At 51.6% G+C, this 13,464-nt stretch carries 13 protein-coding genes; 2 read left to right on the forward strand and 11 right to left on the reverse strand.

All coding sequences use genetic code 11. From position 1 onward, the window contains the following. Nucleotides 1-41 precede the first annotated feature (41 nt). From fabF to yceD, 8 genes are all read right to left on the reverse strand, one after another. The gene (gene fabF, locus LN341_RS10395) at nt 42-1,280 is read right to left on the reverse strand and encodes a beta-ketoacyl-ACP synthase II (RefSeq protein ID WP_046218610.1); all 1,239 of its coding nucleotides are present in this window, start codon (nt 1,278-1,280) and stop codon (nt 42-44) included. A gap of 89 nt (nt 1,281-1,369) precedes the next feature. Further along, nucleotides 1,370-1,609, reverse strand: coding sequence for an acyl carrier protein (gene acpP, locus LN341_RS10400; protein ID WP_027253507.1), 240 nt, complete (start codon nt 1,607-1,609; stop codon nt 1,370-1,372). Nucleotides 1,610-1,766: 157 nt separating this feature from the next. Continuing rightward, a complete protein-coding gene (gene fabG / locus LN341_RS10405) occupies nt 1,767-2,501 on the reverse strand; it encodes a 3-oxoacyl-ACP reductase FabG (RefSeq protein ID WP_027253508.1) in 735 nt (244 codons plus the stop codon). Nucleotides 2,502-2,592: 91 nt separating this feature from the next. Next, nucleotides 2,593-3,516: an ACP S-malonyltransferase gene (fabD, locus tag LN341_RS10410; RefSeq protein WP_046218611.1), complete on the reverse strand. Its 924-nt coding sequence runs from the start codon at nt 3,514-3,516 to the stop codon at nt 2,593-2,595. A gap of 114 nt (nt 3,517-3,630) precedes the next feature. After that, nucleotides 3,631-4,587, reverse strand: a complete 957-nt coding sequence (locus tag LN341_RS10415; RefSeq protein WP_046218612.1) for a beta-ketoacyl-ACP synthase III — start codon at nt 4,585-4,587, stop codon at nt 3,631-3,633. A 5-nt stretch (nt 4,588-4,592) separates the two neighbouring features. Next, nucleotides 4,593-5,621, reverse strand: a complete 1,029-nt coding sequence (gene plsX / locus LN341_RS10420; RefSeq protein WP_046218613.1) for a phosphate acyltransferase PlsX — start codon at nt 5,619-5,621, stop codon at nt 4,593-4,595. Between the two features lie 9 nt (nt 5,622-5,630). Then, nucleotides 5,631-5,801, reverse strand: a complete 171-nt coding sequence (gene rpmF, locus LN341_RS10425; protein ID WP_027253512.1) for a 50S ribosomal protein L32 — start codon at nt 5,799-5,801, stop codon at nt 5,631-5,633. Nucleotides 5,802-5,806: 5 nt separating this feature from the next. Then, a complete protein-coding gene (yceD, locus tag LN341_RS10430) occupies nt 5,807-6,337 on the reverse strand; it encodes a 23S rRNA accumulation protein YceD (RefSeq protein ID WP_046218614.1) in 531 nt (176 codons plus the stop codon). Nucleotides 6,338-6,569: 232 nt separating this feature from the next. Between yceD and LN341_RS10435 the strand changes: the two genes are divergently transcribed. Further along, the gene (locus LN341_RS10435; protein ID WP_046218615.1) at nt 6,570-7,151 is read left to right on the forward strand and encodes a nucleoside triphosphate pyrophosphatase; all 582 of its coding nucleotides are present in this window, start codon (nt 6,570-6,572) and stop codon (nt 7,149-7,151) included. 5 nt (nt 7,152-7,156) lie between these two features. Here LN341_RS10435 and rluC read toward each other — a convergent pair whose 3' ends face one another. Next, a complete protein-coding gene (gene rluC, locus LN341_RS10440) occupies nt 7,157-8,101 on the reverse strand; it encodes a 23S rRNA pseudouridine(955/2504/2580) synthase RluC (RefSeq protein WP_234203242.1) in 945 nt (314 codons plus the stop codon). Between the two features lie 465 nt (nt 8,102-8,566). On the opposite strand from rluC, the gene rne reads away from it, so the two are divergent. Then, nucleotides 8,567-11,800: a ribonuclease E gene (gene rne, locus LN341_RS10445; protein ID WP_234203243.1), complete on the forward strand. Its 3,234-nt coding sequence runs from the start codon at nt 8,567-8,569 to the stop codon at nt 11,798-11,800. Nucleotides 11,801-11,921: 121 nt separating this feature from the next. Here rne and LN341_RS10450 read toward each other — a convergent pair whose 3' ends face one another. Beyond that, nucleotides 11,922-12,395 carry a low molecular weight protein-tyrosine-phosphatase gene (locus LN341_RS10450; RefSeq protein WP_234203244.1) on the reverse strand — a complete coding sequence of 158 codons (474 nt, stop codon included), beginning with the start codon at nt 12,393-12,395 and terminating at the stop codon, nt 11,922-11,924. 210 nt (nt 12,396-12,605) lie between these two features. Next, nucleotides 12,606-13,457, reverse strand: a complete 852-nt coding sequence (locus LN341_RS10455; protein WP_234203245.1) for a universal stress protein — start codon at nt 13,455-13,457, stop codon at nt 12,606-12,608. Nucleotides 13,458-13,464 lie beyond the last annotated feature (7 nt).

Consider the following 13,464-nt stretch of genomic DNA (forward strand, 5'->3'; position numbering starts at 1 on the left):
CCCGGTTAGATGACCGGGCCGTCTAGCATAACAGAATCGACTTAGATTTTCTTGAACAGCAAAGAGCCATTCGTGCCGCCAAATCCGAAAGAGTTACACAAAGCGTACTCCATCGAAACCTGACGGGCTTCCCCTGGAACATAATCCAGATCACAACCTTCGTCCGGATTCTCCAGGTTGATAGTCGGCGGTACCGCCTGATCAACCAAAGACATCACAGTAATAATGGATTCAACTGAACCCGCTGCGCCCAGCAAATGACCTGTCATTGATTTCGTTGAAGAAACCAGCACCTTGTCCGCTGCGGCACCCAGGGCACGTTTAATGCCCAGCGTCTCAGCAACGTCACCAGCCGGTGTCGAGGTACCGTGTGCATTCACATAACCAATCTGATCTTGTGAGATCGCAGCATCACGAATCGCCGCTTCCATGGCCAGCGCACCGCCAGAGCCGTCAGCACTTGGCGAAGTCATGTGATAAGCGTCGCCACTCATGCCAAAGCCAACCAGCTCCGCATAAATTTTGGCGCCACGCGCTTTCGCGTGCTCATACTCTTCCAACACCATCATGCCGGCCCCGTCGCCCAGGACGAAACCATCACGATCTTTGTCCCAAGGACGAGACGCGCCCTGAGGATCATCATTACGGGTAGACAAGGCTTTCGCTGCAGCAAAACCGCCCATACCCAGCGGTGTTGATGCTTTCTCTGCACCACCAGCCAGCATCATGTCCGCATCACCGTATGCAATCATACGGGCGGCGTGACCTATGTTGTGCAAGCCAGTCGTACAGGCAGTAGAAATTGCAATATTTGGACCGCGCAGGCCGTACATGATAGACAGGTGGCCTGCAATCATGTTAACAATAGTGGAAGGTACAAAAAACGGGCTGATCTTACGCGGACCTTTTTCAAGCATTGCCTGGTGGTTGACTTCAATCAGACCAATACCGCCAATACCTGAACCGATAGCAACACCAAAACGATTGGCGTTTTCTTCGCTGACTTCAATACCAGAGTCTTTCAGCGCCTGAATGCCAGCGGCCACGCCGTACTGGATAAACAAATCCATTTTGCGGGCATCTTTCTTTGACATGTAATCTTCGCAATTGAAGTCTTTGACCATGCCAGCAAAACGGGTTGCAAAATCACTCGTATCGAAGTGCTCAATATTGCTGATACCACTCTGGCCTGCCAACAAGGCTTTCCATGAAGATTCGACAGTATTGCCAACCGGCGACAGCATACCCATGCCAGTTACAACTACGCGACGCTTAGACACGATTTATTCTCCGGGAACTGAAGTATTAAATAAGGATTTACAAATGAAAATCAGGCGGTCATGGAGACCGCCTGGAAGTGTTCTTGAGATTACTCAGCAGAAGCGCTTACAACGTAGTCGATAGCTGCCTGAACTGTAGTAATTTTCTCAGCTTCTTCATCTGGAATTTCTGTGTCGAATTCTTCTTCCAGAGCCATGACCAGCTCAACAGTATCCAGAGAGTCAGCACCCAGATCGTCAACAAATGAAGCTTCGTTCTTTACTTCAGACTCATCTACGCCCAGCTGCTCAACGATGATTTTTTTTACGCGTTCTTCGATGTTGCTCATACTAATCTATTTCCTTAACAAGAGTTCGCTATTGCGATTTGCTGTAGTTTATTCATTACTGTAAAAGTTGCAACACTCAGGGTGCTGGTCAAACCACGATTCTGCGTCAAATCTACGTGAGTTTGACCTGCATCCAAAAAGATTTCAACTTTTTTGCTTAAATCATGTACATGCCGCCGTTAACGTGCAGGGTTTCGCCTGTCACGTAACCAGCATCGTCAGAAGCCAGAAATGCAACTGCTGCTGCAATTTCACGCGGCTCGCCTAAACGTCCCGCAGGCACGGCAGACAAAGTAGAAGCACGCTGCTCATCATTCAGAGCTTTGGTCATGTCCGTTTCAATAAAACCTGGCGCAACTGCATTCACAGTAATACCCCGTGAAGCCACTTCGCGAGCCATGGATTTAGTGAAACCAATGACACCGGCTTTTGCCGCTGAATAATTCGCCTGGCCCGCATTACCCATAGTACCGACCACTGAACCAATGCTGATAATACGTCCGTAGCGCTTTTTCATCATTGAACGTAGCACAGCTTTAGACAGACGGAAAATCGAGGTCAGATTCGTGTTGATGATATCCTGCCATTCGTCATCTTTCATACGCATCAGCAAGTTATCGCGCGTAATACCGGCGTTGTTCACCAGAATATCAACATCACCAAATTCTTCTTTGATCTGCTTCAGTACCGCATCGATAGACTCTTGCGAGGTGACATTCAGTGCCAGGCCTTTGCCTTTATCACCCAGGTAAGCACTGATCGCTTCCGCGCCGCTTTCAGAAGTGGCCGTACCAACGACGGTTGCACCACGCTCAACCAGAATTTCTGCGATCGCACGGCCAATACCACGACTTGCGCCGGTAACCAGAGCAACTTTACCTTCCAGGCTCATGTTATTTCCTCTTTATATAGCCTGTTGTTGTTCACAGGCTGATGATTCGTTTCGCCGCGAACTGACCAACAGCCATCGCGGCAACTTAAAATTATTTCGCGGCTGCCAGGCTGGCAGGATCATTCACCGCTGCGCCATTCAATGACTTATCAATACGCTTAGTCAGGCCTGTCAGCACTTTGCCCGGCCCGACTTCCAGCAGCAGTTCGACACCTTCAGCAGCCATACGTTCGACAGATTCAGTCCAGCGAACCGGGCCATAAAGCTGTTTCACCAGCGCCAGCTTAATCGCTGCCGGATCGGTTTCTGTCGCAACGTCTGCATTGTTAATCACAGGAATAGCCGGTGCATTGAAAGTCACAGACTCCAGCGCCACAGCCAGTTTATCGGCAGCGGGTTTCATCAGCTCACAGTGAGACGGGACAGAGACTGGCAGCGGCAATGCACGTTTTGCGCCTGCGGCTTTACACAGTTCATTCGCACGTTCCACGGCGGCTTTGTGTCCGGCAATCACAACCTGACCCGGTGAATTGAAGTTAACCGGTGCAACCACTTCGCCCTGAGCCGCTTCTTCACACGCTTTGGCGATCGCATCATTGTCCAGACCAATGATTGCCGACATCGCGCCCACGCCAGCCGGAACCGCTTCCTGCATTAACTGGCCACGAAGTTCAACCAGCTTAATGGCATCGCTAAAGTCCAGCACACCGGCACAAACCAGCGCAGAGTACTCACCCAGGCTGTGACCCGCCAGAACTGCAGGTTGTGCACCGCCTTCTTGCTGCCAGACACGCCAGATAGCCACAGATGCCGCCAGAAGCGCAGGCTGTGTGCGGTGGGTCTGATTCAGATCTTCGGCCGGGCCATTCTGAACCAGTGCCCACAGATCATAACCCAGCGCTTCAGATGCTTGTGCAAAAGTTTGCTGTACGCTTTCATACTGCTCAGCCAGTTCAGCCAGCATGCCAACAGCCTGAGAGCCCTGTCCCGGGAAAACAATCGCGAACTTAGACATTCGAGAATCCTTATACAAAGAGAAATGGCATCCAAGATGCCATCAGTGATGCGGTATTCAGGCGAGATTTGATTAATTCCGCCTGTGCCTCATAGTAAAAAACGTGCGGTGCTATCAGAATTTCACCAGTGCCGAACCCCAGGTGAATCCACCACCAAAGGCTTCCAGCAACAGTGTCTGTCCCCGCTTGATGCGACCATCGCGTACGGCTTCATCCAACGCGGCCGGCACCGTTGCAGCTGACGTGTTCCCTTGCTTATCCAAAGTCACGACAACTTGATCCATCGACATTGACAGCTTTTTCGCCGTCGCCGTAATAATGCGTAAATTGGCCTGATGTGGCACCAGCCAATCCAAATCGGATTTTTCCATATTGTTGGCTGCCAGCGTATCCGTCACCAGATTCGACAACTGTGTGACAGCCACTTTGAACACTTCGTTGCCAGCCATGTAGAGCCATTTGTTACAGTCAAAGGTCTCACCATGTTCAGGCACAGCCAAACTCAGCAAACCGCCAAAATGGCCATCTGCGTGTAAGTGGGTAGAAATGATACCGGCTTCTTCACTGGCGCCCAGCACGACGGCCCCTGCACCATCACCAAATAAAATGATGGTGGAGCGATCTTCCGGGTCACACTTATGAGACAGCGCGTCCGCACCTATCACTAAGACTTTGCTTGCCATACCGGTTTTGATGTGTTGATCCGCCACACTCAGGGCATAGACAAAACCGGAACAGGCTGCCGCAAGATCAAATGCCGGGCACCCTTTCACACCAAGCATTCCCTGTACCTGGCAGGCTGCAGATGGAAAAGCATGGCTGGCTGACGTTGTCGCAACGATAATTAAATCAATTTCTTCCGCCGCAACACCGGCCATGTCCATCGCACGGCTTGCCGCGTGATAGCCCATTACAGCTACAGTTTCGTCTTCTGCCGCGATGCGGCGCTCACGAATACCGGTGCGAGCGACAATCCACTCATCGCTGGTATCCACCATTTTTTCCAGATCCGCGTTGGTACGAACCTGCTCTGGCAGATAGCTGCCAGTGCCTAATATTCTGCTATACATGAAGACTAAAAATGCCTCTCAAGTAGTACGTGTTCCAAACGGTCACTGATTTTTGCCGGTATCTTCCGTTTGATTTCGTGTACCGCTTCACCAATCGCATTGGTCAAAGCAGCAATGTCGGCACTTCCATGGCTTTTCACGACAATACCGCGCAATCCTAACAGACTTGCACCATTGTACTGGTCGGGGTTCAGGCTTTGAATCTGACGGAACAGGTCACTAAACAGCCACTTAGCGATCAATCGCTTAATCGGGTGCTGGCTGACGGCCTGTTTAAAGCTCTCTATAAAGAGATTAGCAACCCCTTCGCTGGTTTTCAGGCTGACATTACCGACAAAACCATCGCAGACCACCACATCGGCTTTGCCGTCATAGAGCTCATTGCCTTCAACATAACCAATATAATGAACATCCGGTGAACGGCTGAGCATAGATGCGCAGCGTTTCACAAGATCATTGCCCTTAATTTCTTCAGAACCAATATTAAGCAGCGCCACTCTGGGCGGTCTGCCTGTCATTTCCTGCTCCGCCAGTACCGACCCCATCACTGCAAACTGAAACAATGTATCGGCATCACAGGACACATTGGCCCCCAGATCCAGCAGCCAGGTTTTGCCGCCGTTTCGGCTGGGAATGGCCGAAACCAGAGCAGGACGCTCCACACCCGGTAATTGTTTCAATGTATAGCGAGCCAATGCCATCAGAGCGCCGGTATTCCCTGCGCTGACACAGGCATCTGCGTCACCTTCAGCCACGGCATCCAGTGCCCGGCGCATAGACGAACCCTGGCTTTGGCGTAATGCCTGAGACGGACGCGTGTGATCCGCGATGGCATGATCGCAGTGGACAACAGTCAAACGGGGGTGATGAGTAGAATTGAGCGATGAGAGTTGGGTGGTGATTGCACTTTGATCACCGAAAAGAAGCAGATTTAGCGACGGGTATTGTAACAGTGCCTGCACGGCGGCAGGCACTGTTACCTGAGGACCGAAATCCCCACCCATTGCATCAAGTGCAACGGTTAGACCAGTCAAGGTTCAACCTTATTTGTTGATAACCTTGCGGCCACGGTAGAAACCGTCAGCAGTCACGTGGTGACGCAGATGGGTTTCACCGCTGTTCTGATCGACAGATACAGCAGCGCTAGTCAGTGCATCGTGTGAACGACGCATACCACGTGCTGAACGTGATTTTTTGCTCTTTTGTACGGCCATTAACCCTACTCCTTATTACTTTTACTCAAGTTTTTTAATACTGCAAACGGATTCGGACGCTCATCAGCAACAGGGATCTCACCGAAGCTCATACCTGATGCAGAGACTGAACAGTCAGCTTCATCATGCATTGGCACTTGCGGCAATTCCAGAATCAGCTCATCCTCGATGAGTTGAAGCAGATTGATCTCACCATTTTCGTCGACTTCAGCCGGCTCATAAGCTTCCGGAAACTCATCTGCTTCCTCGGGTCTGAGGAGCGGACTATAACAGAAATCCACACGGTAATGGTGTTGGAATTCTTCCTGGCATCGCTGACAGGTTAACATCACATCAACATCTGCATGTCCACGCATGAATGCGATATGACGCTGGTCAAAGTCAAATGACAAGGTGACGTTTGCATCACTTAAAACGCTGGAAGCCGATTCAGCCAGACGCTCTAAAAGCTCGGCTTTGATGATGCCATCATAGTCGAGCTTTTTTTGAGCAGCGCGGACCGGATCTACCGTCAGCGGCAATTTTACCTTTTGCATAGGGCGCGAATATTAGCCTTCTAATTGGTTTGAGTCAAAGGAAATGTGTCCGAAATCCCAGCTTTTGACCATTTCCCCCCAAGGGGTTTTCATTGCCCGTCCAGGTCCATGGTACGGCAGGTATAATAAGGTTGGTTCTGAGATAAAACTAGCGTAGATTTCAGCTTATTGCTCACACATTCATTGCGGGCAATGCACACACTGAATACACCTAAACACATCGAGTCAAACCATGAAACAACCGCTACTTCTGGCTTCTACTTCTCCTTACCGTCGCAGCCTGCTGGAGAAGTTCGGCATACCGTTCGACTGCGCCTCCCCCAATATCGATGAAACGCCGCATCCGGACGAGTCCGCGGAAGAGCTGGTCAAGCGTCTTGCACAAGCGAAAGCCCGTGCCTGTCGAAAGGAGTACGCAACTCACCTGATCATCGGTTCAGATCAAGTTTGTGTTATCAATGGCAAGATTGCAGGAAAGCCTCACTCCGTCGCTAATGCCTGTGCTCAGCTTGCTGCGGCGAGTGGCCAGACGGTCACTTTTTATACGGGCCTTTGCCTGTATAACGCTCAGACGGACACCAGCGAAGTGATTTGTGAACCGTTTCATGTTCATTTCCGAGCACTGACAGCAGAAGAAATTCAACAATATGTGGCTCGTGAACAGCCTTTACAGTGCGCTGGCAGCTTCAAAAGCGAAGGATTAGGTATCGCCTTGTTTGATCGCCTTGAAGGCCGGGATCCCAATACCCTGGTCGGTCTGCCACTCATCAGTTTACGTGAGATGCTGTCCCGCCAGGGAATTGAAATCCTTTGAATGCATTAACGCTGGCGAAGTAATTCCAGCGTTCTGTTGAGCATGGCATCCATCGGCGCATTGATCTCCACTTTCTCACCCGAATGCGGATGTTCAAACTGGATATTTGCTGCATGTAAAAAGAGACGGTTCAGCCCGGTCGTCTTGGTATACGCATCAAACCGCGGGTCACCATACCTGTCATCCCAGGCAATCGGGTGGCCTGTGTACTGACAATGCACACGGATCTGGTGCGTACGGCCTGTCACCGGACTGGCCTGTACCAGCGTCGCCTCATCAAAGCTTTCCAGGATTTTAAAACGTGTATCAGACGCTTTCCCGTTCGGATTGACCCGAACAATACTATTGACTTCGTTTTTCAGCAGCGGCGCGGTAACTTTCCGGCACTCTTTAGGCCATTGTCCCATCACCAACGCAAAATAATATTTCTGAACCGTTTTCTGCCTGAACTGTTCCTGAAGTTTACGCAGGGCTGAACGTTTCTTTGCAACCAGTAAAATACCTGAAGTGTCTCTGTCTATCCTGTGTACGAGCTCCAGAAAGCGCGCCTCCGGACGCAACGCCCGCAGCGCTTCGATGGCACCAAATTTCAGGCCGCTGCCACCGTGTACAGCAGTCCCTGAGGGTTTATTAAGGATGAGCATGTGCTCATCTTCATAAATGATGCAATTTTCAAGCTCAGCGACTTTGTCCAGTTTGGTACTGACAGGCGCCGCTGCTTCTTTCTCTGGCAAGGTCACAGGCGGTACTCTCACCAGATCCCCTTCCTGAAGTTTGTACTCAGGTTTTATCCGTTTTTTGTTTACTCGCACCTCACCCTTACGCAAAATCCGGTAAATCATACTTTTGGGCACGTTTTTCAGTCGGGCACGGAGAAAATTATCAATCCTTTGCCCGGCAAAATCATCAGCAATCGCGATGAATTGCACTTTCGGTTTGTCATCTTTCATAGCCTAAGATTCTATCACGGCTATAAAGCAGATTGCCGCAAAAAAGTCACCCTGCTATGATTGCAGTCTGGAACAGGGGAATTTCCCACTTTCCGTGCCATGACGGTCACATTTTCGTCATGATGAATGTTTTTTATCCTGCTCTGCTTGGCGTCGCTGCAATAGGCGTAAGACGATAAGTCATGCAGAGTCATTATTAGTGTTCCGATTGCAGATTTTTTATCGGTGTTAGAGATACAACCGCGATGACGCGGTGTTACCGGCTGAGTACCGTAAGGTCTTAAAGCCACTTTTAATGGTCTTATACCATCTTTAAGTACAGCTGGCAGATACGTGTAGCCACAGAGCACTCCTGAAACATCCAACCGTGAGGTTGCAACCGTAAATCAGACTTGGGGTCAGGCAGCATCGGTAGAAAATCCAATATTGGCTCACTAAAACAACGACAATAAATGAGTACACAGAATGAAAAGAATGTTGATCAACGCAACTCAGAAGGAAGAGTTGCGCGTCGCATTAGTGGACGGTCAAAAGCTATTCGATCTTGATATCGAAAGCCCAGGACACGAATCTAAGAAAGCAAATATCTACAAAGGCCGCATTACCCGTATCGAACCTAGTCTTGAAGCCGCTTTCGTCGACTATGGTGCCGAGCGTCACGGTTTCCTCCCTCTGAAAGAAATTGCGCGCGACTACTTCCCAGCCAACTACTCCTATCAGGGCCGTCCGAATATCAAGGAAGTACTGAAAGAAGGTCAGGAAGTAATCGTTCAGGTGGATAAAGAAGAACGTGGCAACAAAGGGGCTGCGCTGACAACCTTTATCTCTCTGGCGGGAAGTTACCTGGTCCTGATGCCAAACAACCCTCGTGCCGGCGGTATCTCGCGCCGTATCGAAGGGGAAGAACGCACGCAACTGAAAGCGGCTCTGAGCACCCTTCAACTGCCTGATGGCATGGGCCTGATCGTACGTACGGCAGGCGTGGGCAAATCCGCTGAAGAACTGGAGTGGGATTTAAACGTACTGCTCAATCACTGGAGCGCAGTGAAAGAAGCCGCCGATGCCCACCCAGCCCCTTTCCTGATCCATCAGGAAAGTAACGTGATTGCCCGTGCGATTCGTGACTATCTGCGCCGTGATATTGGCGAGATTTTGATCGACAGCCCGAAAATCTTCGACCGCGCCCGTGATCACATCAAGCTGATCCGTCCTGATTTTCTGCCTAAAGTAAAACGTTACGAAGGCGAAGTGCCGCTGTTCAGCCACTATCAGATTGAAAGCCAGATTGAATCGGCTTTCCAGCGTGAAGTGCGCCTGCCTTCCGGTGGCTCTGTGGTGATTGACCCGACAGAAGCTCTGACGTCAATCGATATTAACTCTGCCCGTGCTACGAAAGGCGGTGATATCGAAGAAACCGCGCTGCAGACCAACCTGGAAGCAGCCGATGAGATTGCACGCCAGCTGCGTTTGCGCGACTTAGGCGGCCTGGTCGTGATTGACTTCATCGATATGACCCCGGTACGCCACCAGCGTGAAGTGGAAAACCGCCTGCGTGAAGCAGTTCGAATGGACCGTGCCCGCGTACAAATCGGCCGGATCTCCCGTTTCGGTCTGCTGGAAATGTCTCGTCAGCGTCTGAGCCCTTCTCTGGCAGAGGCCAGCCACCATGTTTGCCCTCGCTGTACGGGGACAGGTGTGGTGCGTGATAACGAGTCGCTGTCGCTGTCGATTCTTCGCTTAATTGAGGAAGAAGCGCTCAAAGACAACAGTTCTCAGGTTCAGGCAATCGTCCCTGTTGCTGTCGCGTCCTACCTGCTGAACGAAAAACGCCGCTCTGTACAACACATCGAAAAATATCACGATGTCAAAGTCGTGATCGTGCCGAATGCAGATATTGAAACACCGCACTTTGAAGTGTTGCGCGTTCGTACCGGCGAAGAAAAAGACACCTTGTCTTACCACATCCCGCAATTGCTGGAAGCAACGCGTGAGACAGAGGCGGCGGAATCCGCGCCCGAGCGTGCCAGTAAAAAGCGTGAAGAACCGGTTCTGCAAGGTTTCACTGCACCAAAAGCACCGGCACCAGTTGTGAAGCCTGCGCCTGCCGTAGCGACTGAGCCGGCAGCCAAAACAGACAGTAAACCTGGCCTGATCCAGCGTCTGTTCAGTGCGCTTGCTGGCCTGTTTAGCAGCAGTGCTGAAGAGAAACCTGCTGAGAAACAAGAAACAAAAGCTGCGGTACGCCAGGATAACCGACGTGACAATCGTCGTGATAACCGTCGTGATAACCGCCGCAGTAAAGACGGCAGCCGTCAGGGTCAGAGCCGCCAACGTCAGGATGATGATCGCGATTCACGCGATACAAAAGCCGATGATAAAGGTCAGCGCCAGCAACGTCGTCGCAATGAACGTCCTAAGCAGGACCGTAATGCCCAGGCTGAAAAGCCAGCGAAAGCGGCTGCACCGCGCACCATCGCTGACGAAGACATCAAAGAGCAAAAGCGCCAACGCCGCGACGAGGTGCAAAAGCAACGCCGTAAGGAAAAACAGCAACAAGCTGAAACGGCAGAGGCAATTGACACCGTTGAAGCGACCGACAACGTTGAGCAACCAAAGACCGAGAAGGTAAAACAACGCCGTCAACGTCGCCAGTTGCATAAGAAGATCCGCCTGGAATCTGCAGAGCTGCAGCCAGCCGGTGAAACAGAGCAAGCCCCTGCTGCGGTCAGTGATCACACACCAAGCCGCGTGAAGAGTGTCGGTATCGAAATGGCGAAAGAGGCCAACGCTACCACCGAGCTTGAATCTGCCGAGCTGCAGTCAGACGCAGATACCCAGGAAGGTCAGGAAGGTCAACGCCGTAACCGCCGCTCACCGCGTCACCTGCGTGCCAGTGGTCAACGTCGTCGCCGCATCCGCGATACGCGTCCTCAACAGGATGAAGATCAGGTGGATCAGGCGGTTTCTGATGCCATTACCCATGCGGTAGAAGAAGTGTCTGACAGCCTGAGCGAAATGGAGAACGTAGTTTCAATTGTTGAGCGTCCGAAGCGTCGTCCGACTAGCGGTGTCGCGTCTCCTGAAATGGCTATGGGCAAAGTCTGGCCTCGTCACGACAAGCCTGCTGTCCATGCAGAAGATACAGCCGAAGAAACCGCAACCCTTGCAACAGAAGCGGTACAAACGGCGCAACCTGCTGAGACGCAGTCTGCACCACTGAGTGGTGTAGCCATGCCGGAACTGGCCATGGGCAAAGTGATGCCACTGCGTCAGCCAGCAGAGCAAACTGAGCAAGCTGAAGCAGTGCCAGCTACGGCGATTGAAACCCCGGCAGCAACTCAGGTTTCTGAAAGTCCGGTTACTGCTGCTGAAGTTACTGAGCCTCTGATCGCAGAGCCTGTCACTGAAGCTGTCACAGAAACAGTGACGGAAAAGCAGACAGCGGCAGTCAGCCCACAAGCGAACATAGCGTCGTCTGCTGATGTGAAGCAACAAGTAACGGCCAGCGCTCCGCGTGGGATTCACAGCGTGTCTCCGATGACCAAAGCCCCTGCGCCGCAGCAGGTACTGGATACGACCCCGGTGGCGATTGCACCGTTACGTACCAGTCTGGCTCAAACCCGTCAGGCAGGCAGCCAGACAGCCACGAGTGTGGCCTCTGCACCTATGACCAAAGCGGTCTCAGAGACGCAAGCGTAATTCTGGCCCAGCAAGAAAAACAAAAAGCCATGCCTTTGTGCATGGCTTTTTTGTTTTCCGGATCCGCTTAAGCACAATGCCACAGGCTCGACACTCACTGCGGCTTAACCTTGATGCAAAATCACCTTTCTTTCAAACCGGCGACTATGTTATCCGCAGCCGCTTCGATCAAATCCAGCACATGCTCGAAACCCGCCTCGCCACCATAATACGGATCCGGAACTTCTTGTGCCTCTGCATCGGCAAAATCCAGTAACAATGCCAATTTAGACAGATGTTCTGTCGGACAGATATCTCTCAGATCAGACAAATTCTGCCTGTCGGCAACCAGAATAAAATCAAACTTTTCAAAATCGCCAGCCGAGATCTGACGGGCACGAATCCCCTCAAAACTGTATCCTCTGGCTTCCCCGGCAGCACGCGAACGACTGTCCGGCCGCTTTCCTTCATGAAATCCAATCGTCCCTGCCGAATCAATTTCAAGTTCAACGCCCGCATTTACGGCCTTAGCACGCAGCACCGCTTCTGCAGTTGGCGAGCGGCAAATATTGCCCATGCAGACGAGCAACACGGATGGTTTTCTCTTCTCTGGCATCAATTGTCCTCATCATCAGATTAGATTGACTCTTGATACAAGACTACGCCCCCCTGGACAATCATTGCAACCTTCGGGCATACACAAGCCAGCCTGCGCCCTTACCCTTGGTTGCTTGCGCTGAGATGCCACATGCATCACCGCAAATCACAACGATCAAGAAAGGGAGCGACATCGCTCCCTTGATCTGAATATCTGATGATTTTTGCGTTATCTGATTAACAGCACAGGCACTGTGGCATCAAGCAGAAGCCGGGTGGTATTACTGCCGACAAAGAACTGGCGCAGTTTCGAGTGGCCGTAAGCCCCCATCACTATCATGCCAATCGATTTTTCCTGCTGATACTGCAAAATCGCACTGCTAACGGATCCCGTCAGGCACACTTGAGTGACGTGAATGCCTGCATTGCTCAGGGTTTCAGCCGCAGATTCAAACGCGTCGCGTTTGTTGTCCGCATCCTCGACCATCACCAAGTGGCACGTCATGCCTTTCAGTAACGGGGTATCAATGGCTTTCTGCACCAGTTTCTGGCTGGTGTCGCTGCCATCAAACGCCAGCAGATACTCTGTCGGTTCACTGAAATCGCCGTTCGCGATCAGGGTGTGGGTCGAAAATGCCCGCACCACACTTTCCAGCTGCGAGCCAATCGCCTTGGTATTCTTTTGATGAAGCTCACCGGACTTGCCCAGCACCAGCACCCGAATTTCCGGTTCCAGTTCCAGTAAGGTCTCGACAAGATGCCCATGCAGTTGCTGCTTCACAACCGAAGGAACGCCAGTGTCGGTGACAAGAGATTCCAGATCATTGAGCAAAGCTTTACTGTGCTGTATTTCCAGTTTGGAGCGTTTCTCATCCAGCTCACTGAGCTCTTTCAGTAACGCTTCGCGACTGCCCAGACCAATGGTCCCGGACAGTTGAGAGTCCGCCTGATAGCGGTCTTTGTCGAGCACATGCAGCAACTTGAGCGGTGTCTCTAACCGCTGAGCCGTCCAGCCAGCCAGATCCACCACGGCCTTCGAGTAGTGCTGGCCGTCTATACATGCGGTGATATATTGCGTCATGCTATCT

It is taken from the genome of Photobacterium sp. TLY01 (assembly GCF_021432065.1).
GTDB classification, from domain to species: Bacteria; Pseudomonadota; Gammaproteobacteria; order Enterobacterales; family Vibrionaceae; genus Photobacterium; species Photobacterium halotolerans_A.

Bases quoted from the DNA above. Each gene is read 5' to 3' on its own strand.
- rluC (WP_234203242.1), bottom strand. From the start codon at position 8,101: ATGAAAGATGACAAACCGAAAGTGCAATTCATCGCGATTGCTGATGAT.
- acpP (WP_027253507.1), bottom strand. From the start codon at position 1,609: ATGAGCAACATCGAAGAACGCGTAAAAAAAATCATCGTTGAGCAGCTG.
- LN341_RS10435 (WP_046218615.1), top strand. From the start codon at position 6,570: ATGAAACAACCGCTACTTCTGGCTTCTACTTCTCCTTACCGTCGCAGC.
- LN341_RS10450 (WP_234203244.1), bottom strand. From the start codon at position 12,395: ATGCCAGAGAAGAGAAAACCATCCGTGTTGCTCGTCTGCATGGGCAAT.
- yceD (WP_046218614.1), bottom strand. From the start codon at position 6,337: ATGCAAAAGGTAAAATTGCCGCTGACGGTAGATCCGGTCCGCGCTGCT.
- fabG (WP_027253508.1), bottom strand. From the start codon at position 2,501: ATGAGCCTGGAAGGTAAAGTTGCTCTGGTTACCGGCGCAAGTCGTGGT.
- rpmF (WP_027253512.1), bottom strand. From the start codon at position 5,801: ATGGCCGTACAAAAGAGCAAAAAATCACGTTCAGCACGTGGTATGCGT.
- LN341_RS10415 (WP_046218612.1), bottom strand. From the start codon at position 4,587: ATGTATAGCAGAATATTAGGCACTGGCAGCTATCTGCCAGAGCAGGTT.
- rne (WP_234203243.1), top strand. From the start codon at position 8,567: ATGAAAAGAATGTTGATCAACGCAACTCAGAAGGAAGAGTTGCGCGTC.
- fabD (WP_046218611.1), bottom strand. From the start codon at position 3,516: ATGTCTAAGTTCGCGATTGTTTTCCCGGGACAGGGCTCTCAGGCTGTT.
- LN341_RS10455 (WP_234203245.1), bottom strand. From the start codon at position 13,457: ATGACGCAATATATCACCGCATGTATAGACGGCCAGCACTACTCGAAG.